This is a genomic window from Variovorax sp. Soil_C_19, from assembly GCF_057657255.1.
In genome coordinates this window covers 114,266-140,034 of record NZ_JBDGIV010000005.1, presented here as the reverse complement: position 1 = coordinate 140,034, position 25,769 = coordinate 114,266, and the positions used below count along the sequence as shown (strand labels likewise).

Sequence of the window (25,769 nt, the reverse complement as noted above, 5' to 3'; positions counted from 1 at the left end):
TCTCGTCTCAGTCGTAATTGGTGAAGCGGCTCGGCCCTTCGGTCGGCTGGCGCAGGGGTTGGTAGCGCTGGATGTTCGTCCGCAAGGCCTGCATGGGGCTCGACCCGATGCTCGAGAAGCCGACGAATTCGAGCTGGAACATGATGCGGGTGTTGGCCGTCACCTGGCCGGTGGTGATGCGCTGCAGCACCACGCGGCCGATCCAGCAGCAGCCGTCGTACTCGAGGCCGAGCACGCCGTCGGTGAGTTTCCTGTCCTGCAGGCTGTAGTTGAGCCGACCCACCGCGTACCAGCGGCCACCGCCCTGGCCCTTGCCGGGGCCGAGGTCCTTGCCCTTGTCGCCCCACAGGTCGTTGATCGGCCATTGCCAGCCGACGTCGATCGACTTGTTGCCGTCGGTGGAGAGCGGGATGCTCGTGGTGCTCGACGTGTTCGGCGCCTGGTAGCGGAACGCGGCGCTGAGGTTGCGGTACGGCCCGGGGTTGTAGCGCGCGCTGATGGCCGCGCGCTCGGAGCGCTGCGTGTCGGGGTTGTACTGCACGACCGTGTCCAGGCTCCACTTGGGCGTCCAGTTGATCTGTGCGCCGACGAGCAGGTCGCTCGCACGGTCGGTCACCGGTGCGCCGCCCGGCAGGATGACGCGCTGGTCGCTGAAGCGCAGCCGCTGCGCCACGCCGAAACGCGCGGCCTCGACGCCGGTGTCGGGGTCGATCAGGCGCGAGGTCACGCCGAGCGTGAGCGTGTTGGTGTCGGAGATGCGGTCGTTGCCCGAGAACGCGTTCTCGGTGTAGATGGTCGCGAAGCTGAAGTCGTTCTCTGCCGAATCGTAGTTCGGCAGCATGTTCTGGTTGCGGAACGGCGTGTAGACGTAGTACGCGCGCGGCTCCAGCGTCTGGCGGAAGGCACGCCCGAAGTAGCTCGCGTCACGCTCGAAGATCAGCCCGCTATCGAGGCTGAAGGTCGGCACCGTGCGGTTGCTCGAGGTCGGAAAGAAATACAGCGCGTTCGGGTTGTACGGGACGCCGTTGACGTACTGGATCCCGTTGAGCGTGAGCCGAGGCACGTCGGCCTGCGGCCGGTAGTAGTTGTACGAGGCCGTGTTCAGCTGCAGCTTCGGAATGACGAAGGAACTCGGCGTGATGAACGGCCGGCTGATCGTGGCCACCGCGAGCGCCCGGTCGCCGTCGGGCTGCGACTGCTGGACCACGTCGAAGCCCGGCTGGCCAGCCAGGATGCTGTTGACGCGGAAGCGCGTGTAGTCGAGGTTCAGCGCAACGTCGAAACCGTGCCAGTCGTACTTGTTGTAGTTGGCCGTGATCTGCGGCATCCGGTCGTACGACGGCACGATCGGCGCCAGGCTGTACTGCAGCGTCTGGTAGCGCAGCGCCCGGATGCCGCCGTTCCAGTCGCCCTTGCTCCAGTTGAGCGAGGCTTCGTTGGGCAGCTGGCGCTGCGCCAGCGTCGGCGTGCGCGTGAAGTCGCGCCAGTAATCGTCGTCGCTGACACGGTTGATGTTGATGTTGGCCGACAGCGAATCGAGCCCCAGCGCCCGGGCATCGAAATCCTGGTGGTGGTTGGCCCAGATGCCCCAGCGCTTGGTGCCGGGCCTGCGGCCGAACGACAGGTCCGACGCCGAGATCTCGCCGTTGGCGAGTTGCTGCTGCTGCAGCGCACTCGCCTCGTTGTAGCGCTGGCCCACCAGGCGGTCGCTGCCCATCAGGTCGAGGCGGATGCTGCCGCTGTAATCCTTCTCGAGGTAGCGGAACTCGGAACCCAGGTTGAGGCCGCGCTTGCTCATGAGCGTGGGCGTGAACGTGGCGTCGCGGTTCGGCGCGATGTTCCAGTAGTACGGCTGCGAGATTTCGATGCCGTTGGTGTTGTCGATCCCGATCGTGGGCGGCAGCAGGCCGCTCTTGCGCTCGTTGGACAGCGGAAAGCTCACGCTCGGCAGCGGCGGCGTGCTGATGCCCATGAAGCTCAGCCGCGCGTCGGTCGCGACGCCGACGTTCTCCTCGGTGTCGGTGGTCAGCGTGGCCGCGCTCAATAGCCAGGCCGGCATCCAGCCGGGAAAGTCCTCGCGGCGGCAGGTGGTGTAGGTGGCGGTGCGGGCCACCGAGACGTTGCTGTCGACGAAGTCGATGCGCTGCGCGTCGCCATGGCCGCCGGTCGCGAGGAAGCTGTAGCGCACGTTGTTGAAGAAGCCCTCGAAGGTCTCGAGCTTGAGCTCGAGCTCGGGGCCCTCGTACACGTTGCCGGCCTGGTTGACGCGCACGTTGCCGCGCGCCTTGGCGCGGTCGTCGGGCTGGTAATACTCGAGCCGGTCGGCCGAGATGGCGAGATCGCCGCGCCGCAGCGTGGCGTTGCCTTCGACGACGGTTTCGAGGTCCTGGCGGCCCGAGAGGCGGTCGCCGGTGATCAGGCTCGGCAGCTGGCTGCGCACGGCCTCGGGCAAGGTCTCGGTGAGCTGCGGCGTGCGCTTGAGCGTGAGCGGGCCGTCGAGGCCGCCGGCCGGCTGCGCCCAGGCGCCGTGCGCATGAAGCAGCGCCAGCGACAGCAGCGCCAACGGCAGGGGCGGACCGGAGCGCCTGAAGACTGCACGCTGGCGCATCAGGCCTCCCGCCGCGTCGTTCCGCAGGCAGCCCGCACGCTGGCAGGGCGGCGCTGCGAATGCACAAGGTGCCAAACGGGGAAGCTTTGGATCGTAGGCATCGGTCAGAACGAAGGATCGTCGGGAGGACGGCGCGGCAGGCCGGCCGGTTTGCGGGAGCCGGCGGCAACCCGTTCGACTTGCAAGGGCCGCCGGAGTTGCCGCGCCAGGCGGATTTGTAGAATCGATTATCCATGACAGCACCTTCGCTCCCGGCCGCCAAGCCCGCCGCCCCTGCCATTCCCGTGACCTGGGCCGATCCCGGACGCGCCGCGGCCTTCGACGCATGGCTGGCGGGCATCGCCGGCGCGCACGGCCTGCTGCCCGGCAGCGTGCGCCTCGCCTCGGCCGATGCGAGCTTCCGCCGCTATTTCCGCGTCGATGCCAGCGGCGCCGCGGGCACGCGCATCGTCATGGACGCCCCGCCCGACAAGGAGAACAGCGAGCCCTTCGTGCAGGTCGCGCGCCTGATGGCCGAGGCCGGCGTGAAGGCGCCGCAGGTGCTCGAATGGGACCGGGCCAACGGCTTCCTGCTGCTCGACGACCTCGGCCGCCAGACCATGCTCGACGTGATCGACCCGGCCCGCCCCGAGGCGAGCCGCCCGCTCTATGGCCAGGCCATCAACGCGCTGATCCGCTGGCAGCTGGCCTCCAGGCCCGGCGTGCTGCCCCCCTACGACCGGGCGCTGCTCGAGCGCGAGCTGGCGCTGTTCCCCGAGTGGTACATCGGGCGGCATCGCGGCATCGCCGTCGAGGGCAAGCTCAAGGAACGGCTGGAGCGCAGCTTCAGGCTGATCGTCGAGAGCAATCTCGCGTCGCCGAGCGTCTACGTGCACCGCGACTTCATGCCGCGCAACCTCATGATGGATGTGGCCCCCACGCTCGGCACTGGCGTGTCCTCGCTGCCCCCCGAGGGGGCGCTCGCCGCCTTGGGGCGGCCCGGCGGCGGCTCGGCCGGCCCCGGCCTCGGCGTGCTCGACTTCCAGGACGCGGTCTACGGCCCGATCAGCTACGACATCGCGAGCCTGCTGCGCGATGCCTTCCTGAGCTGGGACGAGGAATTCGTGCTCGACGTCACCGTGCGCTACTGGGAGGCCGCGCGCAAGGCCGGGCTGCCGGTCGACGCGGACTTCGGCGCCTTCTACCGCGCGGTCGAGTGGATGGGGCTGCAGCGCCACCTCAAGGTGGCCGGCATCTTCGCGCGCCTCACGCTGCGCGACGGCAAGCCGCGCTACCTGGCCGACACGCCGCGCTTCATCGGCTACATCCGCTCCACCGCCAGCCGCTACATGGAGCTCACGCCACTGCTGCGCGTGATCGACGAGATCGAAGGTAGCTCGCCGCTGGTCGGCTTTGCCTACGGCCGGGTCTAGAACGGATGCCCCGTTTCCACTGCGCCGTCCCCCTGGCCGCCGGCACCACGCTCGCACTGCCGCCGGGCGCGGCGCGCCATGTGCAAGTGCTGCGGCTGCAGCCGGGCGACGCGATCACGCTGTTCGACGGCGCGGGCGGCGAATACCAGGCGACGGTCGAGCGCATGGGACGCAGCGAGGTCTCGGTCGTGGTCGGCGGCCACACCCCGATCGAACGCGAAGCCCCGCGCCCGGTGCACCTGGCGGTCGGCATGCCGGCCAACGAACGCATGGACTGGCTGGTCGAGAAGGCCACCGAGCTCGGCGTGGCGAGCATCCAGCCACTGGCCACGGCGCACGGCGTGCTGCGCCTTTCGGGCGAGCGCGCCGAGAAGAAGCGGGCGCACTGGGAAGCCATCGCGATCGCGGCTTGCGAGCAGTGCGGGCGCAACCGCGTGCCGCTGATTCATCCGGTGCGGGCCTTCTCGAAGGTCGCCGACTGGGCCGCGGCCGGCGCGGACGACGCCGCGCTGCGCCTGGTGCTGAGCCTTGCCGACGGCACGCGGCGCCTCGGCGAGGCCGCCGCATCCTCGCCGGCCGACCGCGCGGTGCGGGTCCTGAGCGGCCCCGAAGGCGGCTTGAGCAGCACCGAGGAACAGGAGGCGCTGGCCTGCGGCTTCACGCCGGTCACGCTCGGCGCGCGCGTCCTGCGCGCGGAAACCGCGGCGCTCGCCGCGCTGGTCTCGCTCGCCGGGCCGTAGCGCCACCGCGGGCCGCCTTGCCTCTTCACCGATATTCACCACGACACGACAAGGACCTTCACGCCATGCTTCGCTCGCCACGCACCCTTCGCCGCCTTGCTCCGCTCGCCCCGCTGGTCCTCGCGATGTTCTGCGCGGTGCAGGGCGCGCAGGCCCAGAACAATGCCGTGGCGCCCACGCCGGCCCAGGTGTCGCCCGAGGTGGAGAAGGCCTTCAGCCAGCTGATGGCGGCGCCCACGGTGCAGAAGCTGCTCGAGGCGGTCAAGGCCGACCACGAGCGCTCGGTCGACGACCTGAAGATGCTGACCGAGATCGAAGCGCCGCCGTTCAAGGAGCAGAAGCGTGCCGAGGCCTTTCTCGCGCGCATGAAGGCGCTCGGCCTCGCCGATGCGCGCATCGACGCCGAAGGCAACGTGGTGGGCTTGCGCAAGGGAACGGGTAACGGCCCGAAGCTGCTGGTGTCGGCCCACCTCGACACCGTGTTTCCCGCCGGCACCGACGTGAAGGTGAAGGAGCGCGACGGCAAGCTCCACGCGCCCGGCATCGCGGACGACACGCGCGGTCTCGCGGTGCTGCTGTCGTGGCTCAAGGTGCTCAACGAGCAGAAGGTCCAGACCGTAGGCGACCTGCTGTTCGTCGGCAACGTCGGCGAGGAAGAGCTCGGCAACCTGCGCGGCATGAAGGCGATCTTCCGCGACCACCTGGACATCGACGGCATGGTCGGGCTCGAGCCCTCGCCCGACGGCAACGTGCTGATCCTCGGCACCGCGAGCCACCGCTACGAAGTCACGTTCAAGGGGCCGGGCGGGCACAGCTTCGCGGCCTTCGGCCAGGTGCCGAGCGCGATCCACGGCATGGGCCGCGCGATCGCCAAGATCGCCGAGGTGCGCACGCCGAGCTTCCCGAAGACCACCTTCACCGTCGGCACGGTGGGCGGCGGCACTTCGGTCAACACCATCGCGCCCGACGCGCGCATGGCGATCGACATCCGCTCGGACGACATGGCCTCGCTGCTCGAGACCGAGAAGAAGATCCTCGCCGCCATCGACGAAGCCGTGGCCGAGGAGAACAAGCGCTGGAGCGTCGGTACGCTGAGCGCCAGCAACAAGCTGATCGGCGACCGGCCCGGCGGGCGCACGCCGGCCGACTCGGTGATCGTCGAGGCGGCCACGCGCTCGAACAGCGCCTTCGGCCACAAGACGCTGCTGCGCGGCGGCAGCACCGACGCCAACGTGCCGATGTCGTACGGCATCCCGGCCATCATCATCGGCGGCGGCGGCAAGGCCGCGGGCTTCCACGCGCTGAGCGAATCGATCGACGTGACAGATGCATGGAAGGGCGCGCAAAATTCGCTCGTGACGGTGCTCGGCCTGGTCGGCGTCCAGAACGTGAGCCCTGCGCTGCTGCCCAAGCGGCCGGCGCGCACCAAGTAAGCTCCGTCAGGTCCTCTCACTCTCTTAAGGAATGGCCATGGGAATGCTCGATTCGGTACTCGGTCAAGTGCTCGGCGGCGCCGCCTCTCAGCAGCAGCCGTCGTCGCCAGGCGCAGGCATGGGAGAACTCGGCGGGCTCGCGGGCGTGCTCGGCAGCCTGCTTTCCAACAGCGGCGGCCAGGGCGGGCTCGGCGGGCTGGTCTCGAAGTTCGAGCAGGCCGGCATGGGCGATGTGGTCGGCTCGTGGATCGGCAAGGGAGAGAACCAGCCGGTCTCCGGCGGCCAGCTGCAGGACGCGCTCGGCAGCGACACCATCGCCAACATCGCGGCCAAGCTCGGCATCAACGCGCAATCGCTGCTGCCGATGCTGGCCACCATGCTGCCGGTGCTCATCGATCAGCTCACGCCCAACGGCAAGCTGCCGGAGCAAGGCGTGGACAACCCGAACGACCTGCTCGGAACGCTCGGCGGCCTGCTGCAGAACAGGCAGGGGTGAGCCCCGCCTTGCACGCCGTGGATCCCGCGCCCTCCGGGGCGCTTTTTCTTGCCGTACCGCCATGAACCGCAATCTCTGGCTGCTTGCCATCTGCCAGGGCCTGTTCCTGACCAACAACGTCACCTTCATCGCGATCAACGGCCTGGTCGGCCTGAGCATCGCGCCGCTGGGCTGGATGGCGACGCTGCCGGTGATGGGCTACGTGGTGGGCGGCGCGCTCGCCACCGGCGTGGTGGCGCGCACGCAGCGGCGCTTCGGCCGCCGCGGGTCGTTCCAGATCGGCCTCGCGGTGGCGTTCGGCTCGGCGCTGCTGTGCGCCTTTGCGGCGGTCACCAAGAACTTCTGGCTGCTGTGCTTCGCCACGGTGGTAGCCGGCTACTACAGCGCCAATGCGAGCCTCTACCGCTTCGCGGCGGCCGAGCTCGCGGGCCCTGAATGGCGCGAGAAAGCGGTCTCGCTGGTGATGGCGGGCGGCTTGATCGGCGCGGTGCTCGGTCCCAACCTGGCCACCGCCACGCGCGAGGCGTTGACGGTGCCGTTCGCGGGCGCCTACGTGGCGCTCGCCGCGGTGGCGCTGCTGTCGATGCTGTTCATGCGCTTCATCGAGTTTCCGCCCGCACCGCCGCGCCGTGAAGGTGCGGGCGCGGGCGGGCGGCCGCTGGCCGAGATCATGCGGCAGCCGGTGTTCATCGTCGCCGCAGCGGGGGGCGCGCTGGGCTACGGCGTGATGAACCTGCTGATGGCCGCGACCCCGATCGCGATGCAGGTCTGCAGCCTGCCGTTTTCGGACGCGGCGCTGGTGCTCGAGTGGCACGTGATCGGCATGTTCGCGCCCGGTTTCTTCACCGGCCACCTGATCCGCCGCTTCGGCGCGCTGTCCATCATGGGCGTGGGATTGGCGCTCAACCTGGCCTGCATCGCCGTCGCACTCTCGGGCGTGGACCTGCATCACTTCCTGGTGGCGCTGTTCCTGCTGGGCGTGGGCTGGAACTTCCTCTTCACCGGCAGCACGACGCTCTCGCTCACGGCCTACACCGCCGAAGAGCGCGACCGGGCGCAGGGTGCGCTCAACTTCTGCATCTTCGGCACGCTCGCCGTGACCTCGTTCGCCTCGGGCGTGCTGGTGACCACGCAGGGCTGGCAGCTGCTGAACTACGGTTCGCTGGTGCCGGTGGCAATCACGGGCGCTGCGCTGCTGTGGCTCGCGCAGCGCAACCGGCGCGCCGCGGCAAAAGCGGCCGCCGCGAAGGCCTGACCGACCCTACGCGGCGGCCGCGGCGCGGTGGGCCGCCGGCAGCGCCGCGATCACCTCCGCCACGGCGGCGGTGAGCTTCTTGGCATAGGGCACATGCAGGAACTCGTTCGGGCCATGCGCATTGCTCTTGGGCCCGAGCACGCCGCAGACCATCATCTGGGCGGTCGGGAAACCGGCGCTCAGCATGTTCATCAGCGGGATCGTGCCGCCCTGGCCGATGTAGCCGCAGGACGCACCGAAATGCGCGTTCGAGGCCTTGTTGAGCGCGTCCTCGAACCATGGCGTGATCGTGGGCGCGTTCCAGCCGGTGGCGCCGCCGCCGCTTTCGAAGGTGACGCGGGCCTGGTAGGGCGCGTTGTCCTCGAGCAAGGTCTTGAGCTCCTGCACCGCCTGGGCCGCATCGACGAGCGGCGGCAGACGCAGCGACAGCTTGAAGGCGGTATAGGGACGCAGCACGTTGCCCGCATCCTTCAGTGCCGGAAAACCTTCGGCGCCGGTCACCGACAGCGTGGGCTTCCAGGTGCGGTTGAGCAGCGCCTCCACCGGGTCGGTGGTGGTCGGCAGCGCGAACATGGTCGAGCCGCCGCAGTCGTAGTGCGCCCACGGAAATCGCTTGTAGAGCTCTTCGCCGAGGATCGCGGCCGTGGCCCTGGCCTGGTCGAGGCGGTCCGGCGGCACTTCGCAGTGGAAGCTCGCGGGCAGCAGGCGGCCGGTCTTGCTGTCCTCGAGCCGGTCGAGCACCTGCCGCATGATGCGAAAGCTCGAGGGCACCAGGCCCGAGGCGTCGCCCGAATGGATGCCTTCGGTCAGCACCTCGACCTTGAGCGTGCCGCTGGCCATGCCGCGCAGCGAGGTCGTAAGCCACAGCTGGTCGTAGTTGCCGGCGCCCGAATCGAGGCAGATCACGAGCTCGACCTCGCCGAGCCGCGCACGCAGCGCGTCGACGTAGGGCAGCAGGTCGTACGAGCCGCTTTCCTCGCAGGTCTCGATCAGGCCCACGATGCGCGGATGCGCTGCGCCCTGGTTCTTGAGCGCCTTCAGCGCCGCGATGCTCGCGTAGACCGCATAGCCGTCGTCGGCGCCGCCGCGGCCGTAGAGCAGGCCGTTCTCGTACTTGGGCGTCCAGGGGCCGAGGTCGTTGCGCCAGCCGGTGAACTCGGGCTGCTTGTCGAGATGGCCGTACATCAGCACCGTCCCGGTCATGTCGGTGCCGGTGGCCGGCACTTCGAAGAACAAGACCGGCGTGCGGCCCTCGAGGCGCACGATCTCGAGCTTCAGGCCTTCGACCTTCTGCGCCTCGACCCAGGCCGCCGCATTGCGCAGCACGGTCTCGAGGTGCCCGTTGGCCGACCAATCCTTGTCGAAGCCCGGCGACTTGGCTGGAATGGCGATGTAGTCGGTGAGCTGCCGGAGGATGTCGCCATCCCATTGGGTGGTGACGTCGGACAGAGCGCGCTCGGCGTCGAGCGTGCCGGCGGGCATTTCGCGGTGCAGGGGGGCGTTCATCGGGGTTCTCCGCAGGAAGGCAAAAGCCCATTTTGCGCCTCGCGCCAACCCCGCGTAGAGTGCGGCGTTCCCAACCCGGAGCGCAACGTGACCAAGGCAACATCGACGCGGACGACGGACATCAGAGTAGGCATCGGCGGCTGGACCTACGAGCCCTGGCGCGACAACTTCTATCCCAAGGGACTCGCCCATGCCAAGGAGCTCGGCTATGCGAGCCGCAAGGTGAGCGCCATCGAGGTCAACGGCACCTACTACAGCACCTTCAAGCCCGAGACCTTCCGCAAATGGCATGGCGAGGCGCCCGACGATTTCGTGTTCTCGATGAAGGCGTCGCGTTTCACGACCAACCGCAAGGTGCTCGCCACCGCGGGCGAGTCGATCGCGCGTTTCATCGACAGCGGCGTGGGCGAACTCGGCGACAAGCTCGGCCCGATCGTGTGGCAGTTCATGCCGACGAAGCAGTTCGATGCCGAAGACTTCGAGGCCTTCCTTGCGCTGCTGCCGAAGAAGGAGGGCAGCCGCACGCTGCGCCATGTGATGGACGTGCGCCACGAGAGCTTCATCACGCCGGCCTACAAGGCGCTCGCGAAGAAATACAAGGTGTCGACGGTGTTCACCGACGCGGACAAGTTCCCCTCGTTCGAGGAACCCGAAGGCGACGTCGCCTATGCGCGGCTCATGATGGCCGATGCGAGCCAGAAGACCGGCTATGCGCCAAAGGCGCTCGACGCCTGGGCCGAGCGCGCGCAGGCATGGACCGCGTCGCCGAAGAAGCGCGAGGTGTTCGTCTATTTCATCAATGGCGCCAAGGAAAAGGCACCAGCCGCGGCCGGTGCCCTGCTCGAGCGCCTCGGATGGACCCCGCCCGCCGCGTAGCAGGCGCGGCGCGCCCTTAGGCTTGCGAAGCCTTGGCGCCGAAGCTGATCTCGCCGGAAATCTGGCCGCCTTCCTCGATCACGATCTTGCCGTAGCGGACCTTGCCGGTAACCTTGCCGGTCGCGTGGATCACGAGCTTCTCGCGCACCGTGAGGTTGCCGTCGAAGATGCCGCGGATCTCGGCGATGTCGATCTCGGCCGAGCCCTTGAACTCGCCCTGTTCGGCGATCTGCATCAGGCGCGAATCCATCGTGGCTTCGACCAGACCCTCGACGACGAGCGTGTCGCAATCGGTGATCTCAACGCCCTTGAGCTTGATGTTCGGGCCGACGGTGAGCTTGCTGCCGCCTTCCTTGGCAGCGGGTGCCGCCGCCGTGGCGCCGAGGCCGCCCTGCTGGCCGGCGAGCGACGACGGATTGACGGGCGAACCCGACAGATTGGTGCCCGAGCCCACCAGCGGCGCGGGACGGGAGGTCAACGAATCGGTGTCACGATCACGCTTGCCGAAAAAGGGGGACTGTGTAGCCAATGGGGAGCTCCTCAACAAAGGGTCTATCGTAAGAACGCCATTGGCGCGCACGACACTTAATTGCGCAATAAACGTAACTGAATAAATCGCGGCTGCGTGCACATTGCCACAATCGCAGGCATTCGCGACCTCGCCAGCTCCATCCAGATGACCCGACCGAATTCCGCTCCCGCTGCCCGGACCTTCGCCGTCTCGTCGACCACCGACGCGCGCTTCGACAAGCCGGCGAGCGGCTGGCGGCGCGACATGTTCACCGTGATCTTCGAGGCCGACACGCGAGCGGGGCTCGCGTTCGACCTGGCACTGATCGCGGTGATCGTGGCCAGCGTGCTGGTGGTGATCCTCGACAGCGTGCAGTCGATTCGCGAGCAATGGCGCCCGCTGTTCAGCGGGCTCGAATGGACGTTCACCGCGTTGTTCACGCTCGAGTACATCGCGCGCCTCGCCTGCGTGAACAGGCCGCTGCGCTACGCGTTGAGCTTCTACGGCGTGATCGACCTGCTGGCGCTGCTGCCGACCTACCTGGTGGCCTTCGCACCCGAGCTCGCCTACCTGATCGACGTGCGCGTGCTGCGGCTCTTGCGCGTGTTCCGGATCTTCAAGCTCTCGCGCTACTCGGTGGAATACCGCGCGCTGGTGTCTGCCGTGGCGGCGAGCCGGCGCAAGATCACGGTGTTCGTGGGCTTCGTGATGCTGGTGGTGCTGGTGATGGGCACGCTGATGTATGTCGTCGAAGGGCCGGTCCACGGCTTCACGAGCATTCCGGTGGCGATCTACTGGGCCATCTCGACCATGGCCACGGTCGGCTTCGGCGACCTGGTGCCGAAGACCGACCTCGGCCGCGCGATCGCGTCGGTCATGATGCTGCTCGGCTGGGGTGTGCTGGCGGTACCGACGGGCATCGTCACGGCCGAGATGGCGCGCCGCGGACCCGGCGACGACGACGTGCCGCTCGCAGGCCGCGGCATCCTCGCGATGACGCCACCGCCCACGCCGCCCGCACCGCCGCCGCGCCGGCTCACACCGGCTGCCAGGCGACGCGCCCTTGCGCAGCATCGCCGAGGCGTGCGATGAAGGCCTCGGCATCCGACTCCGGCAGCCTGAAGTCGAAGCGCACCACATCCCCGTGCGCGATGCCGTCGAGCACCGCCCCGGCCGCGGCGAGTTCGCGCCGCACCAGGCCTTCGAGCGCATAGGGCACGGCGCACTGCAGGCTGCGCTGGCGCACCAGCGGCACGAGCGGGGCGCCGAGCAGCGCCTGCGCCACGGCGTCGGTATAGGCCCGCACCAAGCCGCCGGCACCGAGCTTCACGCCGCCGAAGTAGCGCACCACCGTTGCGAGTGCGCCTTCGATCTGCTGGTGGCGCAGCACCTCGAGCATCGGCCTGCCCGCCGTGCCGCCCGGTTCACCGTCGTCGTTCGCCGCCGACTGCCCGCCCGCCATCAGCGCCCAGCACACATGCGCGGCCGCGGGATGCTCAGCGCGCAGCGCGGCGACGATGGCCTGCGCTGCCGCGCGGTCGGCCACGGGCTGCACGCAGCCGATAAACCGGCTCTTGCGGATGACCAGTTCGCTGTGGACCGGTTGCGCCAGCGTGAAGCTCACGTTTCGCCGAGCGCGTTCAACCGCCCCGCTCGAACTTGAACACGGCCGTGCCCGCGCGGGCATTGGGCAGCCAGCGCACCGAGCGGCCGTCCTGCAGGCCGAAAGCGTCGAGCACGCGAAGCTGGTTCTTCTGCGCCAGCACTTCGAAGTCCTTGAAGGTGCCAACGCGGATGTTGGGCGTGTCGTACCACTGGTAGGGCAGGCGCCGGGTGACCGGCATGCGCCCGCGCGCGATGCTGATCCGGTTCGGCCAGTGCGCGAAATTCGGAAAAGCCACGATGCCGATGCGGCCGACGCGCGCGGTCTCGCGCAGCATCACTTCGGCATTGCGCAGGTGCTGCAGCGTGTCGATCTGCAGCACCACGTCGAACGAAGCGTCGTCGAACATCGCGAGGCCCTCGTCGAGGTTCAACTGGATCACGTCGACGCCGCGCCGGATGCACTTCAGCACGTTGCCGTCGGCGATCTCGACGCCGTAGCCGCTGCAGCCGCGCTCGCGCTGCAGCAGGTCGAGCAGGGCGCCGTCGCCGCAGCCAAGGTCGAGCACGCGCGCGCCCTCGGGCACGAGCGCCGCGATGACGCGCTGGGTTTCGATGTCGCTCACTGCACCACCTCCGTGCCCGCTTCGGCCTCGATCTCGTGCGCCACGCGCTCGAAATAGGAGCGCACCACGCCCATGTAGCGCACGTCGTCGAGCAGGAACGCATCGTGCCCATGCGGTGCGTCGATCTCGGCGTAGCTCACGTTGCGGCGATTGTCGAGCAGCGCCTTCACGAGCTCGCGGCTGCGCGCCGGCGAAAAACGCCAGTCGGTCTTGAAGCTCACGAGCAGGAACTTGGCCGTGGCGCGCGCCAGCGCTTCGCTGAGGTCGCCGCCATGCGCGCGCGCGGGGTCGAAGTAGTCGAGCGCGCGCGTGATCAGCAGGTAGGTGTTGGCATCGAAGTACTCGCTGAACTTGTCGCCCTGGTAGCGCAGGTAGCTCTCGATCTGGAACTCGACCTCCTGCGTCGAATAGCGGTAGTCGAGCCCCTCGGCCTCGCCCTCGACGGCGCTGCGCAGGATGCGGCCGAACTTCGCGTTCATGACGTCGTCGCTGAGGTAGGTGATGTGGCCGATCATGCGGGCGATGCGCAGGCCGCGCTTGGGCACCACGCCGTGTTGGTAGAAATGCCCGCCGTGGAAATCAGGGTCGGTGACGATGGCGCGGCGCGCCACTTCGTTGAAGGCGATGTTCTCGGCCGTGAGATTGGGCGCGCTGGCCACCACCACCGCATGGCGCACGCGCTCGGGGTACTGCAGCGTCCACGAGAGCGCCTGCATTCCGCCGAGGCTGCCGCCCATGACGGCCGCGAGCGTGCGGATGCCGAGCGCATCGAGCATCACGGCCTGGGCGTCGACCCAGTCCTCGACCGTGACGACGGGAAAGTCGGCGCCGTACACGCGCCCGGTGGCCGGATTGACGTGCATCGGCCCGGTCGATCCGAAGCAGGAGCCGAGGTTGTTCACACCAATCACGAAGAAGCGGTCGGTGTCGACCGGCTTGCCCGGCCCGACCATGTTGTCCCACCAGCCCTCGGAGCGGTCCTGGCCTGCATAGGTGCCGGCCACGTGGTGCGAGGCATTGAGCGCGTGGCACACCAGCACCGCGTTGCTGCGCTCGGCATTCAGCGTGCCGTAGGTTTCGTAGGCCAGCGTGTAGTCCGCGAGCGAGGCACCGCTGCGCAGGGCCAGCGGGCCCGCGAACTGCATCGACTGCGCGGAGACGACCAAAGGAGTTGACGACATGAATGAAAAAACCCGGCCTCGCCAAAAACGAGCCGGGTTGTTCGCCAACTGACTGTCTTTAGCTGAATTTATAAAGCGCCCGCAAGCTGAAGCAAATCGGCGCAAGACAAAGTATAGCCGCGCAACGGTGCGCGGCGCCGCTCGTTCAGGGCCAGCCGGCGATCATGGCGATGCCGAGCACGAGGAAAATTGCCGCGGAGATGCCGTGCACGAGTTTGATCGGCACCCGGCGCACGATCCGCTCGCCGAGCCACACCACGGGCGCGTTGGCCAGCATCATGCCGAGCGTGGTGCCCACGACCACCCAGAGGTACGCCTCGGTGAAACGGGCCGCCAGCATCACCGTTGCGATCTGCGTCTTGTCGCCCATCTCGGCGAGGAAGAAGGCGACCAGCGTGGTGCCGAAAACGCCGTAGTGGGAGGTAGCGGGTGCCTCGTCGTCGTCGAGCTTGTCGGGAATGAGCATCCATGCCGCCATCGCGACGAACGACCCGCCGAGGATCCAGCGCAGCATCTCGGGGCCGACCCAGCGCGTGATGTAGTTGCCGACGGCACCGGCCAGCGCATGGTTGACGACCGTGGCGACAAGGATGCCGAGCACGATCGGCCAGGGCTTTCTGAAACGCGCCGCGAGCAGAAGGGCCAGCAACTGGGTCTTGTCGCCCATTTCGGCGAGCGCGACCACGCCGGTTGCAACGAGAAAAGCTTCCATGAGAAAAAGGGTTCCTTGGGCCGAAGGACGCAATTGACCGTGCAACACCTTCGGCCAAATTCCCGAAGTTGCACGGTCAAAGGTCTCGCCAGGTGTGTTCACTGCACGCGCCATGTCCCGTGTGGGGCAGGACAAGTCTGTTGACGCGGGCCCTTCTCGCAAATGGAAGGCGGCTACTCCCCAATGACGCGGCAGATTCTACCTGCTGCGGCCGGTCGCCCTCCCTCAGCCGAAAGCGTGCGCTAACTTTTTCTAAATTTTGAAGGCACTACAGGCGGCAGCAAATTCCTGCTTGCATTTCACATATTTCACCCATAATGCACGAGCCTCCCTCTTCAATTTGCGAGGAGGCAGTTCGGTGATCGGTCAGTTTCGCGCGACTCGACAGCTCTCGTTTGAGTCATGCTTTCGGGACTCCGTCGCTTTTCCTGCCATGTGTTTATAGGAGTCCCTGGATGGGCAACAAACTGTATGTCGGCAACCTGCCTTACTCGGTGCGCGACGGTGATCTCGAACAGGCTTTCGGACAATTCGGCTCGGTGGCCAGCGCCAAGGTCATGATGGAGCGCGACACGGGCCGCTCCAAGGGCTTCGGCTTCGTCGAAATGGGCAGCGACGCGGAAGCGCAGGCGGCCATCAATGGCATGAACGGCCAGCCGCTCGGTGGCCGCAGCATCGTTGTCAACGAAGCGCGCCCGATGGAAGCGCGTCCCCCGCGCAGCGGCGGTTACGGTGGCGGCGGTGGTGGTTACGGCGGCGGCGGCGGTGGTGGCTATGGCGGCGGCGGTGGCAACGGTGGTGGTGGCGGCTACGGCGGCGGCGGTGGTGGCGGCGGCCGCTCCGGTGGTGGCGGGGGCTACGGCGGCGGTGGCCGCAGTGGCGGCGGCGGCGGTGGTGGTGGCGACGGCGGTTTCCGCAGCCCCTACGGTGCCGGCCCCCGCGGCGGCGGCCGCTCGGGCGGTGGTGGCGGCTATGGCGGTGGCGGCAACGGCGGCTACTGAGTCCTGCACGCACACGGACACGCAAAGAAAAGGCTCCTTCGGGAGCCTTTTTCGTTGTCCGGCGACAGGGCGTTCAGCGCTCGCCGCTGCGCTTCTTGCGGCCGCGCCCTTGCACCGCGCGGTCGAACAGCGCGTTCGGCACCATGCGCATGAGCTTGGCGACGACGCCCATCTGCCAGGGGATCACGCGGTAACTGCTGCCGGCCTCGATGGTGCGCAGCGCCTGCGCCGCAAAGTCCTCGGGCTGCATGAGGAAGGGCATGCCATAGCGGTTGCCGCGCGTCAGCGGCGTGTCGATATAACCCGGGCAGATCGTCACGACCCTGACGCCGCTCTTGTGCAATTCGCCGCGCAGGCTTTCGCAGTACGCGACCACGCCGGCCTTGCTGGCGCAATAGGCGCCGTGGCCCGGCAGACCTCGGATGGCCGCCACGCTCGCGATGCCGACGAGCCGCCCGCTGCCGCGCTGGCGCATGGCGGCGGCGAACGGATGGAAGGTGGCCATCAGGCCGACGTTGTTGGTGGCGAAAGTGCGCGCCATCACCTCGATGTCGTCGCGCTCGGCGGTGTCGACGCCCACGCTGATGCCGGCATTGGCGATCACCACGTCGGGCAGGCCTTGCTCGGCGATGCAGGCCTCGCCCGCGGCAACGATGCTGTCGGTCTGCGCCACGTCGGCGCCGTAAATGCGCCAGCGCGACGCATCGAGCTGGCGCGTGGCGGCCCAGGCCTCGATCTCGGCTGTACGCCGGGCCACCAGGGCCAACCGGTAGCCCGCGTCGTAGAAGCAGGCGGCCAGGGCCTGGCCGATGCCGCTCGAAGCGCCGGTGATGAAGACAAGCGGTGGTGCGGCGGTGCCCATGGTTGCCTTCTTCGGTGCCCGGCCTCGTTCAGCGCGCCTTGCCGGCGGCCGCCGAGGGCACGAGGACGCCGCGCACGCGGCCGGTCAGGTTGGCGACCCCGCTCAGGTTGTCGTAATTGAGGTTGTCGGCGGTGAACTGGTCGGTACCGCGGATCAGCGTGACTGGCTTGTTCGAGGTGACCCGTTCGGTGTCGAGGTACACATGCAGGAACTCGCCACGGAACTCGAGCCGCGGCGTGGTCTTGCCGTTGGGCTGCAGGGCCGGGTCGCGGATGACGATGGCATTGCCGAACAACTGGATCTCGCTGGCGTCGGAGTTCGACAGCCCGCGGTTCGCGGTGGCGCGCGTGGTGAAGCCCTGCGGCGACACCGAGCGCATGCGCAGCTCGTCGACCTCTATGGTGTCGGTGTCGGGGTAGTGCCGGCCTTCCTTGCCGTGGAGTTCGCTGCGCAGGTCGCCGTTGGGCAGGTAGTTCTTGATCACGAAGCCGCGCATGAAGTAATCGGGCTCGTGCGTGGGCGCGACCTTCACGGTGGGCTCGAGCAGCTTGGGCGCGTTGCGCACCAGCCAGTAGGTGCCGAGCGCGACCGCCGCGGTCAGGATGATCGGCAGGTAGATGGTGGCGCGATCGAGCCCGTCGCGCAGCAGGTCCCAGCCACGCTTCATGGCGCCGGACCCCGCGCGGCGTCGAGCAGGCGCCGGTACTGGCCGCAGGCGGTCAGCAGCAGATCGCAGAATTCGCGCGCCGCGCCCTCGCCGCCGCGGGCGCGGGTGACGTAGTTCGCGGTGGCGCGGACCTCGGCGTGCGCGTTGGCCGGAGCCGCCGCGAAGCCGACACGCGCGAGCACTGGCAGGTCGGGCCAGTCGTCGCCGATGGCTGCGGCCTGCGCCCAGCTGAAGCCCAGTTGCGCGAGCATGGCCTCGGCCGCCGGCAGCTTGTCTTCGGTGCCGTAGCGCACGTGCTCGATGCCGAGCGCCTCGAGCCGCACGCGCAGCGGCTTGGAGTCGCGCCCGGTGATGACTGCAGGCGTGATGCCGGCCAGGCGCAACAGCTTGAGGCCGTAGCCGTCGAGGATGCTGAAGCGCTTGAGGGTTTCGCCATGCTCGGTGAAATAGACGCCGCCGTCGGTCAGCACCCCGTCGATGTCGAAGAACGCGATGCGCACGTCCTGCGCGGCGAGCAAGGTCTCGGCCTGGAAGTCGATCGGCATCAGATGACCTTCGCGCGCATCAGGTCGTTGATGCTGAGCGCGCCGATCAGGAGCCCCGCCGGGTCGACGATGAGCACGCTGGTGATGCGGTGCTCTTCCATCAGTTCGGCGGCTTCGGCCGCCAGGGCATCGGCACGCAGCGTGCGCGGGCCGGGGTGCATCACGTCGGCCGCGGTGAGGCCGCGCAGGTCGCCGCCGGTTTCGACCTGGCGGCGCAGGTCGCCGTCGGTGAAGATGCCGATGGCACGGCCCTCCGCATCGACCACCGCCGTCGCGCCCAGTCCCTTGGCGCTCATCTCGCGCATCAGGTCGCTGAGGGTGGCCGTGGGCGGCACGCGCGGCACATCGTCGCCCGAGCGCATGACATCGCTCACGTGGGTGAGCAGCTTGCGGCCGAGCGCGCCGCCCGGATGCGAGCGCGCGAAGTCCTCGGAGCCGAAACCGCGCGCGTCGAGCAGGGCCACGGCCAGCGCATCGCCCATGGCCATCTGGGCCGTGGTGCTTGCCGTCGGCGCCAGGTTGAGCGGACAGGCTTCCTTCGCCACGCCCGCGTCGATCGCGATGTCGGCATGGCGCGCAAGGGTGGATTCGAGGCGGCCCGTGATGGCGATCAGCGGCACGCCCTGACGCTTGACCACCGGCAGGATCACGGTGAGCTCGTCGACCTCGCCGCTATTGGAAATGGCCAGCACCAAGTCGACCGGCTTGATCATGCCGAGATCGCCGTGGCTGGCCTCGGCTGGATGCACGAACATCGCCGGTGTGCCGGTGGACGCGAGCGTGGCGGCGATCTTGCGCCCGACATGGCCGCTCTTGCCCATGCCCATGACGACCACGCGCCCGCGCACCTCGAGGATCTTCTGCACCGCCTCGACGAAGCTCGGGCCCACGCGCGACTTGAGGCCGCTCACGGCCTCGGATTCGATGTCGAAGGTGGCGCGCGCCCGCGCGAGCACGGCATCGGCGTTGACCGCGGGGGGCAGGGGAGCGGAACTCATCGCCGGATTTTACGGGGCGGCGCAGGGCACGGACATTGCTGTAGTCCCTTCGACTAGCATCCAGCCATGTCTTCGTTCGACCTCACGCTGTTGTACCTGCTCGCCGCAGTGATCGGCGTGGTGGCGTGCCGCTCGCTCAAGCTGCCGCCGATGCTCGGCTATCTGTCGGCCGGCGTGCTGATCGGGCCGCATGCGTTCGCATTGGCACAGAACTCCGAGGGCATCCGCCATCTCGGCGAGTTCGGCGTGGTGTTCCTGATGTTCGTGATCGGGCTGGAGTTCAGCCTGCCCAAGCTGCGCGCGATGCGAAAGCATGTGTTCGGGCTGGGCCTGCTGCAGGTGCTGCTGACGATGGCGCTCGCCACGGCCGGGGCGCTGCTGATCGCCTCCTGGCTCCCGGCGGCCTGGCAGCTCGGCTGGCAGACCGCGCTGTCGCTGTCGGGCGCGCTGACCATGAGCAGCACGGCGATCGTGGTCAAGCTGATGGCCGAGCGGCTCGAGCTCGAAAGCGAGCACGGGCGGCGCGTCATGGGCGTGCTGCTCTTCCAGGATTTGGCGGTGGTGCCGTTGCTGGTGATGATTCCGGCGCTGGGGGCGCCGCCCGAGACGCTGGCCACGGCCCTCGGCTACGCGCTGGTCAAGGCGGTGCTGCTGATCGGCGTGCTGCTCTATGGCGGGCCGCGCGTCATGCGCTGGTGGCTCACGCTGGTGGCGCGCCGGCGCAGCGAAGAGCTCTTCATCCTGAACGTGCTGCTGATGACGCTCGGGCTTGCATGGCTGACCGAACTGGCGGGCTTGAGCCTGGCGCTCGGCGCCTTCATCGCGGGCATGCTGGTGTCGGAGACCGAATACAAGCACCAGGTCGAGACCGACATCCGCCCGTTCCACGACGTGCTGCTGGGGCTTTTCTTCATCACGGTGGGCATGTCGCTCGACTGGCACATCGTGGTCGAGCGCTGGGCCCTGGTGGCGGTGCTGCTGGTGCTGCCGCTGGCATTCAAGCTGGCGCTCGTGACGCTGCTGGCGCGGGTGCTCGGGGCAACGGCCGGGGTGTCGCTGCGCACCGGCCTCTACCTCGCGCAGGCGGGCGAATTCGGCTTCGTGCTGCTGACGCTGGCCCAGGACCGTGCGCTGCTGCCCGAATGGCTTGCGCATCCGGTGCTGGCCTCGATGGTGCTCTCGATGCTCGCGACGCCGTTCATCGTGATGTACACCAACGCCATCGTGCGCAAGCTGGTGGCGAGCGACTGGCTGCAGCAGTCGCTGCAGATGACCACGATCGCGCGCAAGACCATCAACACCGCGCAGCACGTGATCATCTGCGGCTACGGGCGCTGCGGCCAGAACCTCGCGCGCATCCTCGAGCGTGAGGGCATTCCCTACATGGCCCTCGATCTCGACCCCGACCGCGTGCGCCAGGCCGCCGCCGCGGGCGACTCCGTGGTGTTCGGCGATGCCGCGCGGCTGCAGGCGCTGATGGCCGCGGGCCTGGCGCGCGCGAGCGCCGTGGTGGTGACCTACCTCGACGTGCCAGGCGCAATGAAGGTGCTGGCCAACACGCGCGCCCATGCGCCGCAGGTGCCGGTGATCGTGCGCACGCAGGACGATCTCGATCTCGAGAAACTGCGCGCCGCCGGCGCGACCGAGGTGGTGCCCGAAGCCATCGAGGGTTCGCTGATGCTCGCGAGCCACGCGCTCGCGCTGGTCGGCGTGCCGATGCGGCGCGTGATCCGCGTGGTGCAGGACCTGCGCGATGCGCGCTACAACCTGCTGCGCGGCTACTTCCACGGTGCCGACGACGACAACGCCGACGAGATCGACCACGAGCGGCTCAACACCTTCACGCTCAACCCCGGCGCACGCGCGGTCGGCCAGTCGCTCGCGCGCCTGGCGCTCGACACGCTCGGCGTGCGCGTCGCGACCCTGCGGCGCCAGGGCCACGCCCAGGCGGTGAACGGCGACACGGTGCTGGTGGACGGCGACACCCTGGTGCTCTCGGGCAAGCCCGCCGCGCTCGCGGTGGCAATCGAGCGACTGCAGAAGGGCTGAGCCGTTTGCGCCGAAAACCTTGGTGGGACGACCCGCTCAGGTCACCGCGACGCGCTTGGACCGGTGCGCCATGCGCTTGGCGATCACCGCACCGAGCCCCATCGCGATCTCGAGCGCCAGGTTCGGCTGGCGGTTCGACATCTCGGCGAAGCGGATCGCCGTGAGGCGCCAGACGCGCCCCGCACCGGTGACCACCACGTTGGCCGGATGGGGCTCGCGCGAGAAGAACGAGCCCTCGCCCACGACCGCGCCTGACATGAGAACGGCGAGCTTCATCTGCTCCTTGCTGCTCACGCGGTGCACGCTGATCGCGCCGCTCTCGACGAAGTACACCGAGCGGTCGTGCGTGCCCTGTTCGATCAGGATGTCGCCGACCGCGGTGTCGATCGGCTGCAGGTAGCCTGCGAGCGTTTCCCACTGCTGCACGTTGAGCGTGAGCGCAAAGGCGTCGCTGCTGTTGTTGTCCGCAATGGCGCGGCTCAGGTTCTGGATGGACATGTGTTCCTCAACCCCCGGATCTTTGCGCCGGAGTATCGGCGAAGGACGCGGGTTTCGATCACATGTCGTGAGGTTTTCGCGACCCGGATCGCTATTTGCCGATGCAGAAGCGCGAAAAGATGACGCCCAGCAGATCGTCCGCGCCGAATTCGCCGGTGATCTCGTTGAGCGCGTTCTGCGCCAGGCGCAGCTCCTCGGCGAGCAGGTCGAGCGACTGGGCCCGCGCCGCCAGGTGGTCGGCAGCCAGTGCGAGATGGCCCTCGACCCGGCCCAGCGCCTGCACATGGCGTGCGCGCGCGAGGTAGGTGCCTTCGGGCACCGCCTGCCAGCCGGCCAGCGCCAGCAGCTGCTCGCGCAGCGCCTCGATGCCGAGGCCGGTCTTGGCCGACAGCGCGAGGCCTTCCGGCGGGGCCGCTGCGGACGCGGCGTCCTGCTTGTTCCAGACGTGCAGCACCGGCACGCTGGCGGGCAGCTTCTGCTGCAGCAGGCGAAGGATGTCGGCGTCGGCGGCAGCGTGCGCCGGCTGGTCCGCGCGCGTCAGGTCGTGCAGGAAGAGCACCGCATCGGCGCTCTCGATCTGGCCCCAGGCACGCGCCACGCCAATCTGCTCGACCTCGTCGCTGCTCTCGCGCAGGCCCGCGGTGTCGGCCACATGCAGCGGCACGCCGTGGATCTGGATGGTCTGCGACACCACGTCGCGCGTGGTGCCGGCGACCGCGCTCACGATCGCGAGTTCGGCGCCCGCCAGCGCGTTGAGCAGCGAACTCTTGCCCGCATTGGGTTGGCCAGCGATCACCACCTTGATGCCCTCGCGCAGCAGCGCGCCCTGAAGCGCACGCTGCTGCACCGCCGCCAGTTGCGCCTGCAGCGCGGCAAGCTGGCCGGCGGCATCGGCCTTCTGGAGAAAGTCGATCTCTTCCTCGGGAAAGTCGAGCGTGGCCTCGACCAGCATGCGCAGGTGGATCAGCGCATCGCGCAGCACATGGATCTCACGCGAGAAGGCGCCCGACAGCGAGCGCCCGGCGCTGCGCGCGGCCGCCTCGGTGCTGGCGTCGATCAGGTCGGCAATGGCCTCGGCCTGCGCGAGATCGATCTTGCCGTTGAGAAAGGCGCGCTGGCTGAACTCGCCAGGCTCGGCCACGCGCAGCCCGGGCAGGCGGGGGCGGCCGGTGACCGGATCGGGTTCGGCCGCGGCCTCGAGGCAGCGCGCCAGCAGCAGCTGCAGCACCACCGCGCCGCCGTGCGCCTGGAGCTCGAGCACGTCCTCGCCGGTGAAGGAGGCCGGCGACGGGAAGTGGATGGCCAGCCCATGGTCGATCGGCGCCCCCTCGGCATCGCGGAACGGCAGGTAGGTCGCCTCGCGCGGCTTGAGCGGGCGGCCGCAGATCGCATCGACCAGCGGCGCCAGCCGCACGCCCGACACGCGCACGATGCCCACCGCCCCGCGCCCCGGGGCGGTGGCGATGGCGGCGATGGGATCGGTGGTGCGGGCGAGCATGGGTGGATTCTTTCAGCAAAAAAGGGCCGCTTGCGCGGCCCTTCGGGGATGGCTGGGGCGCTGTGCGGCTACTTGCCGAGCACGCCCAGGCGCTTGTTGATGAACCACTGCTGCGCGATCGACAGCACGTTGTTCGTGATCCAGTACAGCACCAGGCCGGCCGGGAAGAAGATGAACATCACGCTGAACGCGAGCGGCATGATCCACATCAGCTTGGCCTGCATCGGATCGGGCGGCGTCGGGTTGAGCCAGGTCTGGAACAGCGAGGTGAGCGTCATCACGATCGGCAGGATGTACCAGGGGTCGGGCGCCGAGAGGTCGGTGATCCAGCCGATCCAGGGCGCATGGCGCATCTCGACCGACGAGAGCAGCACCCAGTAGAGCGCGATGAACACCGGGATCTGGATCAGGATCGGGAAGCAGCCACCCATCGGGTTGACCTTCTCGGTCTTGTAGATCCGCATCATTTCCTGCTGCATCTCCTGCGGCTTGTCCTTCAGCCGCTCGCGCATTTCCATGATCTTCGGGTTGACGGCCTTCATCTTCGCCATGCTCGCGTAGGCCTTGGCATTGAGCCAGTAGAAGGCCGCCTTCAGCAGCACCACCAGCGCCACGATCGCCCAGCCCCAGTTGCCAAGGATGCCGTGCAGCTGGTACAGCAGCCAGTACAGCGGCTTGGAGATGATCGCGAAGATGCCGTAGTCCTTGACGAGATCGAGGCCCGGCGCGATCGCCTCGAGCTTCTGCTCTTCCTCCGGACCGGCGAACAGCGCCGTGTTGACGACCTGGGTCTGGCCCGGGTCGATCTTCGGCAGCGTGGCCACCATCGCGACGGTGTAGAGGTTGTTGCCAAGGTCCTTGACGCGGAATTCGCGCCGCAGCTGTTCGCTGGCCGGGTCGCCCTTGAGCAGCCAGGCCGAGACGAAGTAGTGCTGGACCATTGCGATCCAGCCGTCGTTCGCGGCGGGCGGCGGCTCGACCTTGTTCTTCGTGATGTCCGCGAAGTCGAGCTTGTGGAACTTCTTCTCCTCGGTGTAGGCCGCCGGACCGGTGAAGGTGTTGGTGCCGAACATCGTGCTCGAGGCCACCGTGCCGTGGCGCAGCAGCTGCAGGTAGAGTTGCGCGTCGCGCGGCTGGTCGCTCACGTTGACGACCTCATGGCGCACGCGGATCGCGTAGTCGGCGCGCCGGAACACATAGGTCTTGACGTACTTGAGGCCGCCGGAGGGTTCGCTTTCGAAGCTCACCTCGAGCGTGTCCTGGCCGGGAGCCATCTCGCGCGGGCCGGCCTTCGGCGTCATCGGCGTCAGGTGGTTCGGGAAGCGGTCGCTGCCGCCCTGGTTCAACAGGCCGGTCTGGGCCACGTAGCGCGTGGCCGGCGAGCTGTTGTCGAACAGCACGACGTGCTTGCTGCTGCCTTCCGTTTCCTCGTACTGCAGCAGCTCGAGGTGGTTGACCGTAGCGCCCTCGCTGTCGATCACCGCCTTGAACAGGTCGGTCGTCACGCTGACCTGCTCGCGCGGCGCCGCCGGCGCGGTCTGCGTGGGCACGGCACCGGCGCCCGCGGGGGCTGCAGCCGGCACGCTGCTGCCGGCGCCGGGTGCGGCGTCGGCAGGGGTGTTGGCGGCCACCGCGGCCGGCTTGGTCGAGGGCAGGAAGGTCGGCTTGTTGCCGTTGAAGACCTGCCACTGGTCCCACAGCAGCACCAGCGAGAAACCAAAGATCACCCACAGGATCGTGCGGCGTATATCGTTCATGACGAAGACTTCTTGTCGGAGGAGAGAAGAGACGAAAACAGCGAGCCTGACCGCTCAGTGCGACGCTGTGATTTCGGTGGAACCGGATCGTGCCCGCCCTGGCACCAGGGCTGGCAACGCGCAATGCGGTACAGGGTCAGGTAGCTGCCTTTCCAGGCACCGTGGACCTCGAGCGCCTCGATCGAATAGACCGAGCAGGTCGGCGCGAAGCGGCACGACTGGCCGAGCCAGGGGCTCAGCAGCAGGCGGTAGCCCTTCACGAGCGCGATCAGCAGGCGCTTCATCATCGCGATGGCGCCGGAGCGGGGCGTGCGGCGCGCGCCAGCAACTGCTGCAGCTCGGCACGCACGGCGGCCTTGAGCCGGTCCGAGGTGGCGCTCACGAATTCCTTGCGATCGAAGGCTGCGCGCAGGCGCACCACATGGGCGGCATGCGGCAGGCCGCCGCCGTGCGTGGCGCTCACGGCATAGATCTGCCGCTTGATCGCGTTGCGCGTGACCGCGCGACGCGCCCAGCGCTTGGGCACCATGGCCCCGAGCCAGACATCGTCGGACGCAAACAAGGGCTGCGCGCTCGACGTGGTGTCGAGCGCGCAGCGATGTAATGCGAAATGCGCGGTGCGCGCCACGGTTGCACCTGCGAGGACGGCCTGGAACTGCGCGCGGGTCTTGAGCCGCTGCATGGAAGCCGGGCCGGACGCGCCGGGAACGCTGGCTGCGGGAGCTGGCGCGGGCGGTTCGGCTGCTGGCAACGGCAGGGGATCGGCTGTCGTCAGACGGCCAGGCGCTTGCGGCCCTTGGCGCGGCGTGCGTTGATGACGGCACGGCCACCGCGGGTCTTCATGCGGACCAGGAAGCCGTGGGTACGGGCGCGGCGGACTTTGGAAGCTTGGTAAGTGCGTTTCATGATGAGATTTCCTGCTGGTGCCCCCGAGAT

General features: G+C 68.4%; 26 protein-coding genes and 1 riboswitch. Of the genes, 9 read left to right on the top strand and 17 right to left on the bottom strand.

Annotation, left to right across the window (positions count from 1 at the left end; translation table 11 throughout):
* Positions 1-7 precede the first annotated feature (7 nt).
* Positions 8-2,608 (bottom strand): LPS-assembly protein LptD, encoded by a 2,601-nt coding sequence (locus tag AC3A6R_RS12855; RefSeq protein ID WP_487860781.1) that lies wholly within the window; start codon positions 2,606-2,608, stop codon positions 8-10.
* 233 nt (positions 2,609-2,841) lie between these two features.
* Between AC3A6R_RS12855 and AC3A6R_RS12850 the strand changes: the two genes are divergently transcribed.
* The 5 genes from AC3A6R_RS12850 (at position 2,842) to AC3A6R_RS12830 (ending at position 7,944) form a co-directional block, all read left to right on the top strand.
* Positions 2,842-4,020 (top strand): aminoglycoside phosphotransferase family protein, encoded by a 1,179-nt coding sequence (locus AC3A6R_RS12850; protein ID WP_487864502.1) that lies wholly within the window; start codon positions 2,842-2,844, stop codon positions 4,018-4,020.
* A gap of 5 nt (positions 4,021-4,025) precedes the next feature.
* The gene (locus tag AC3A6R_RS12845) at positions 4,026-4,760 is read left to right on the top strand and encodes a 16S rRNA (uracil(1498)-N(3))-methyltransferase (RefSeq protein WP_487864501.1); all 735 of its coding nucleotides are present in this window, start codon (positions 4,026-4,028) and stop codon (positions 4,758-4,760) included.
* Positions 4,761-4,825: 65 nt separating this feature from the next.
* Entirely contained in the window at positions 4,826-6,193 is a 1,368-nt protein-coding gene (locus AC3A6R_RS12840; protein ID WP_487860778.1) for a M20/M25/M40 family metallo-hydrolase, read from the top strand.
* 37 nt (positions 6,194-6,230) lie between these two features.
* Positions 6,231-6,689, top strand: a complete 459-nt coding sequence (locus AC3A6R_RS12835) for a YidB family protein (protein ID WP_487860777.1) — start codon at positions 6,231-6,233, stop codon at positions 6,687-6,689.
* A 61-nt stretch (positions 6,690-6,750) separates the two neighbouring features.
* Entirely contained in the window at positions 6,751-7,944 is a 1,194-nt protein-coding gene (locus AC3A6R_RS12830; protein WP_487864500.1) for an MFS transporter, read from the top strand.
* 6 nt (positions 7,945-7,950) lie between these two features.
* On the opposite strand, the gene AC3A6R_RS12825 is transcribed toward AC3A6R_RS12830, so the two are convergent.
* The gene (locus AC3A6R_RS12825) at positions 7,951-9,450 is read right to left on the bottom strand and encodes a M20 family metallopeptidase (protein ID WP_487864499.1); all 1,500 of its coding nucleotides are present in this window, start codon (positions 9,448-9,450) and stop codon (positions 7,951-7,953) included.
* A gap of 87 nt (positions 9,451-9,537) precedes the next feature.
* On the opposite strand from AC3A6R_RS12825, the gene AC3A6R_RS12820 reads away from it, so the two are divergent.
* A complete protein-coding gene (locus tag AC3A6R_RS12820; RefSeq protein ID WP_487864498.1) occupies positions 9,538-10,326 on the top strand; it encodes a DUF72 domain-containing protein in 789 nt (262 codons plus the stop codon).
* Between the two features lie 16 nt (positions 10,327-10,342).
* Here the strand turns inward: AC3A6R_RS12820 and AC3A6R_RS12815 are convergent, their stop codons facing one another.
* On the bottom strand, positions 10,343-10,855 hold the full coding sequence (locus AC3A6R_RS12815; RefSeq protein ID WP_487860773.1) for a bactofilin family protein: 513 nt from the start codon (positions 10,853-10,855) through the stop codon (positions 10,343-10,345).
* Positions 10,856-11,002: 147 nt separating this feature from the next.
* Here AC3A6R_RS12815 and AC3A6R_RS12810 point away from each other — a divergent pair, with 147 nt between their 5' ends.
* On the top strand, positions 11,003-11,929 hold the full coding sequence (locus AC3A6R_RS12810) for an ion transporter (RefSeq protein ID WP_487864497.1): 927 nt from the start codon (positions 11,003-11,005) through the stop codon (positions 11,927-11,929).
* Here the strand turns inward: AC3A6R_RS12810 and AC3A6R_RS12805 are convergent.
* From AC3A6R_RS12805 to AC3A6R_RS12790, 4 genes are all read right to left on the bottom strand, one after another.
* A complete protein-coding gene (locus AC3A6R_RS12805) occupies positions 11,874-12,461 on the bottom strand; it encodes an IMPACT family protein (RefSeq protein WP_487864496.1) in 588 nt (195 codons plus the stop codon). The two genes, AC3A6R_RS12810 and AC3A6R_RS12805, sit on opposite strands and share 56 nt — an antisense overlap.
* 16 nt (positions 12,462-12,477) lie before the next feature.
* Positions 12,478-13,065: a methionine biosynthesis protein MetW gene (gene metW, locus AC3A6R_RS12800; RefSeq protein WP_487860770.1), complete on the bottom strand. Its 588-nt coding sequence runs from the start codon at positions 13,063-13,065 to the stop codon at positions 12,478-12,480.
* Positions 13,062-14,246: a homoserine O-succinyltransferase MetX gene (metX, locus tag AC3A6R_RS12795; RefSeq protein WP_487864495.1), complete on the bottom strand. Its 1,185-nt coding sequence runs from the start codon at positions 14,244-14,246 to the stop codon at positions 13,062-13,064. Before metX ends, metW begins: the two co-directional genes overlap by 4 nt.
* A 145-nt stretch (positions 14,247-14,391) precedes the next feature.
* Positions 14,392-14,958, bottom strand: a complete 567-nt coding sequence (locus AC3A6R_RS12790) for a TMEM165/GDT1 family protein (protein WP_487864494.1) — start codon at positions 14,956-14,958, stop codon at positions 14,392-14,394.
* Between the two features lie 6 nt (positions 14,959-14,964).
* A riboswitch (yybP-ykoY riboswitch) is annotated at positions 14,965-15,154 on the bottom strand.
* A gap of 259 nt (positions 15,155-15,413) precedes the next feature.
* Between AC3A6R_RS12790 and rbp the strand changes: the two genes are divergently transcribed.
* A complete protein-coding gene (gene rbp / locus AC3A6R_RS12785; protein ID WP_487864493.1) occupies positions 15,414-15,959 on the top strand; it encodes an RNA-binding regulator in 546 nt (181 codons plus the stop codon).
* Between the two features lie 73 nt (positions 15,960-16,032).
* On the opposite strand, the gene AC3A6R_RS12780 is transcribed toward rbp, so the two are convergent.
* The 4 genes from AC3A6R_RS12780 to AC3A6R_RS12765 are packed head-to-tail and all read right to left on the bottom strand — an operon-like array spanning position 16,033 to position 19,031.
* Positions 16,033-16,821, bottom strand: coding sequence for an SDR family oxidoreductase (locus AC3A6R_RS12780; protein WP_487864492.1), 789 nt, complete (start codon positions 16,819-16,821; stop codon positions 16,033-16,035).
* A 28-nt stretch (positions 16,822-16,849) separates the two neighbouring features.
* Positions 16,850-17,488 (bottom strand): LPS export ABC transporter periplasmic protein LptC, encoded by a 639-nt coding sequence (gene lptC / locus AC3A6R_RS12775; RefSeq protein ID WP_487864491.1) that lies wholly within the window; start codon positions 17,486-17,488, stop codon positions 16,850-16,852.
* Entirely contained in the window at positions 17,485-18,033 is a 549-nt protein-coding gene (locus tag AC3A6R_RS12770; protein ID WP_487864490.1) for a KdsC family phosphatase, read from the bottom strand. The genes lptC and AC3A6R_RS12770 overlap by 4 nt, the downstream gene beginning before the upstream one ends.
* Positions 18,033-19,031, bottom strand: coding sequence for a KpsF/GutQ family sugar-phosphate isomerase (locus AC3A6R_RS12765; protein ID WP_487860763.1), 999 nt, complete (start codon positions 19,029-19,031; stop codon positions 18,033-18,035). Before AC3A6R_RS12765 ends, AC3A6R_RS12770 begins: the two co-directional genes overlap by 1 nt.
* A 66-nt stretch (positions 19,032-19,097) precedes the next feature.
* Between AC3A6R_RS12765 and AC3A6R_RS12760 the strand changes: the two genes are divergently transcribed.
* Positions 19,098-21,080 (top strand): monovalent cation:proton antiporter-2 (CPA2) family protein, encoded by a 1,983-nt coding sequence (locus tag AC3A6R_RS12760; protein WP_487864489.1) that lies wholly within the window; start codon positions 19,098-19,100, stop codon positions 21,078-21,080.
* A 36-nt stretch (positions 21,081-21,116) separates the two neighbouring features.
* On the opposite strand, the gene AC3A6R_RS12755 is transcribed toward AC3A6R_RS12760, so the two are convergent.
* The 6 genes from AC3A6R_RS12755 to rpmH all read right to left on the bottom strand — a co-directional run bounded on the left by AC3A6R_RS12755 (position 21,117) and on the right by rpmH (position 25,739).
* The gene (locus AC3A6R_RS12755) at positions 21,117-21,578 is read right to left on the bottom strand and encodes a Crp/Fnr family transcriptional regulator (RefSeq protein WP_487860761.1); all 462 of its coding nucleotides are present in this window, start codon (positions 21,576-21,578) and stop codon (positions 21,117-21,119) included.
* A gap of 91 nt (positions 21,579-21,669) precedes the next feature.
* Positions 21,670-23,076, bottom strand: coding sequence for a tRNA uridine-5-carboxymethylaminomethyl(34) synthesis GTPase MnmE (gene mnmE, locus AC3A6R_RS12750; protein WP_487864488.1), 1,407 nt, complete (start codon positions 23,074-23,076; stop codon positions 21,670-21,672).
* 68 nt (positions 23,077-23,144) lie between these two features.
* Positions 23,145-24,833, bottom strand: coding sequence for a membrane protein insertase YidC (gene yidC / locus AC3A6R_RS12745; RefSeq protein WP_487864487.1), 1,689 nt, complete (start codon positions 24,831-24,833; stop codon positions 23,145-23,147).
* The gene (yidD, locus tag AC3A6R_RS12740; protein WP_487860758.1) at positions 24,830-25,117 is read right to left on the bottom strand and encodes a membrane protein insertion efficiency factor YidD; all 288 of its coding nucleotides are present in this window, start codon (positions 25,115-25,117) and stop codon (positions 24,830-24,832) included. Before yidD ends, yidC begins: the two co-directional genes overlap by 4 nt.
* On the bottom strand, positions 25,117-25,515 hold the full coding sequence (locus AC3A6R_RS12735) for a ribonuclease P protein component (RefSeq protein ID WP_487860757.1): 399 nt from the start codon (positions 25,513-25,515) through the stop codon (positions 25,117-25,119). The genes yidD and AC3A6R_RS12735 overlap by 1 nt, the downstream gene beginning before the upstream one ends.
* A gap of 89 nt (positions 25,516-25,604) precedes the next feature.
* Entirely contained in the window at positions 25,605-25,739 is a 135-nt protein-coding gene (rpmH, locus tag AC3A6R_RS12730; protein ID WP_007834827.1) for a 50S ribosomal protein L34, read from the bottom strand.
* Positions 25,740-25,769: the final 30 nt, after the last annotated feature.

Bases quoted from the DNA above. Each gene is read 5' to 3' on its own strand.
- AC3A6R_RS12855 (WP_487860781.1), bottom strand. From the start codon at position 2,608: ATGCGCCAGCGTGCAGTCTTCAGGCGCTCCGGTCCGCCCCTGCCGTTG.
- AC3A6R_RS12850 (WP_487864502.1), top strand. From the start codon at position 2,842: ATGACAGCACCTTCGCTCCCGGCCGCCAAGCCCGCCGCCCCTGCCATT.
- AC3A6R_RS12845 (WP_487864501.1), top strand. From the start codon at position 4,026: ATGCCCCGTTTCCACTGCGCCGTCCCCCTGGCCGCCGGCACCACGCTC.
- AC3A6R_RS12840 (WP_487860778.1), top strand. From the start codon at position 4,826: ATGCTTCGCTCGCCACGCACCCTTCGCCGCCTTGCTCCGCTCGCCCCG.
- AC3A6R_RS12835 (WP_487860777.1), top strand. From the start codon at position 6,231: ATGGGAATGCTCGATTCGGTACTCGGTCAAGTGCTCGGCGGCGCCGCC.
- AC3A6R_RS12830 (WP_487864500.1), top strand. From the start codon at position 6,751: ATGAACCGCAATCTCTGGCTGCTTGCCATCTGCCAGGGCCTGTTCCTG.
- AC3A6R_RS12825 (WP_487864499.1), bottom strand. From the start codon at position 9,450: ATGAACGCCCCCCTGCACCGCGAAATGCCCGCCGGCACGCTCGACGCC.
- AC3A6R_RS12810 (WP_487864497.1), top strand. From the start codon at position 11,003: ATGACCCGACCGAATTCCGCTCCCGCTGCCCGGACCTTCGCCGTCTCG.
- metX (WP_487864495.1), bottom strand. From the start codon at position 14,246: ATGTCGTCAACTCCTTTGGTCGTCTCCGCGCAGTCGATGCAGTTCGCG.
- AC3A6R_RS12790 (WP_487864494.1), bottom strand. From the start codon at position 14,958: ATGGAAGCTTTTCTCGTTGCAACCGGCGTGGTCGCGCTCGCCGAAATG.
- rbp (WP_487864493.1), top strand. From the start codon at position 15,414: ATGGGCAACAAACTGTATGTCGGCAACCTGCCTTACTCGGTGCGCGAC.
- AC3A6R_RS12780 (WP_487864492.1), bottom strand. From the start codon at position 16,821: ATGGGCACCGCCGCACCACCGCTTGTCTTCATCACCGGCGCTTCGAGC.
- lptC (WP_487864491.1), bottom strand. From the start codon at position 17,488: ATGAAGCGTGGCTGGGACCTGCTGCGCGACGGGCTCGATCGCGCCACC.
- AC3A6R_RS12770 (WP_487864490.1), bottom strand. From the start codon at position 18,033: ATGCCGATCGACTTCCAGGCCGAGACCTTGCTCGCCGCGCAGGACGTG.
- AC3A6R_RS12765 (WP_487860763.1), bottom strand. From the start codon at position 19,031: ATGAGTTCCGCTCCCCTGCCCCCCGCGGTCAACGCCGATGCCGTGCTC.
- AC3A6R_RS12760 (WP_487864489.1), top strand. From the start codon at position 19,098: ATGTCTTCGTTCGACCTCACGCTGTTGTACCTGCTCGCCGCAGTGATC.
- AC3A6R_RS12755 (WP_487860761.1), bottom strand. From the start codon at position 21,578: ATGTCCATCCAGAACCTGAGCCGCGCCATTGCGGACAACAACAGCAGC.
- mnmE (WP_487864488.1), bottom strand. From the start codon at position 23,076: ATGCTCGCCCGCACCACCGATCCCATCGCCGCCATCGCCACCGCCCCG.
- yidC (WP_487864487.1), bottom strand. From the start codon at position 24,833: ATGAACGATATACGCCGCACGATCCTGTGGGTGATCTTTGGTTTCTCG.
- yidD (WP_487860758.1), bottom strand. From the start codon at position 25,117: ATGAAGCGCCTGCTGATCGCGCTCGTGAAGGGCTACCGCCTGCTGCTG.
- AC3A6R_RS12735 (WP_487860757.1), bottom strand. From the start codon at position 25,515: ATGCAGCGGCTCAAGACCCGCGCGCAGTTCCAGGCCGTCCTCGCAGGT.
- rpmH (WP_007834827.1), bottom strand. From the start codon at position 25,739: ATGAAACGCACTTACCAAGCTTCCAAAGTCCGCCGCGCCCGTACCCAC.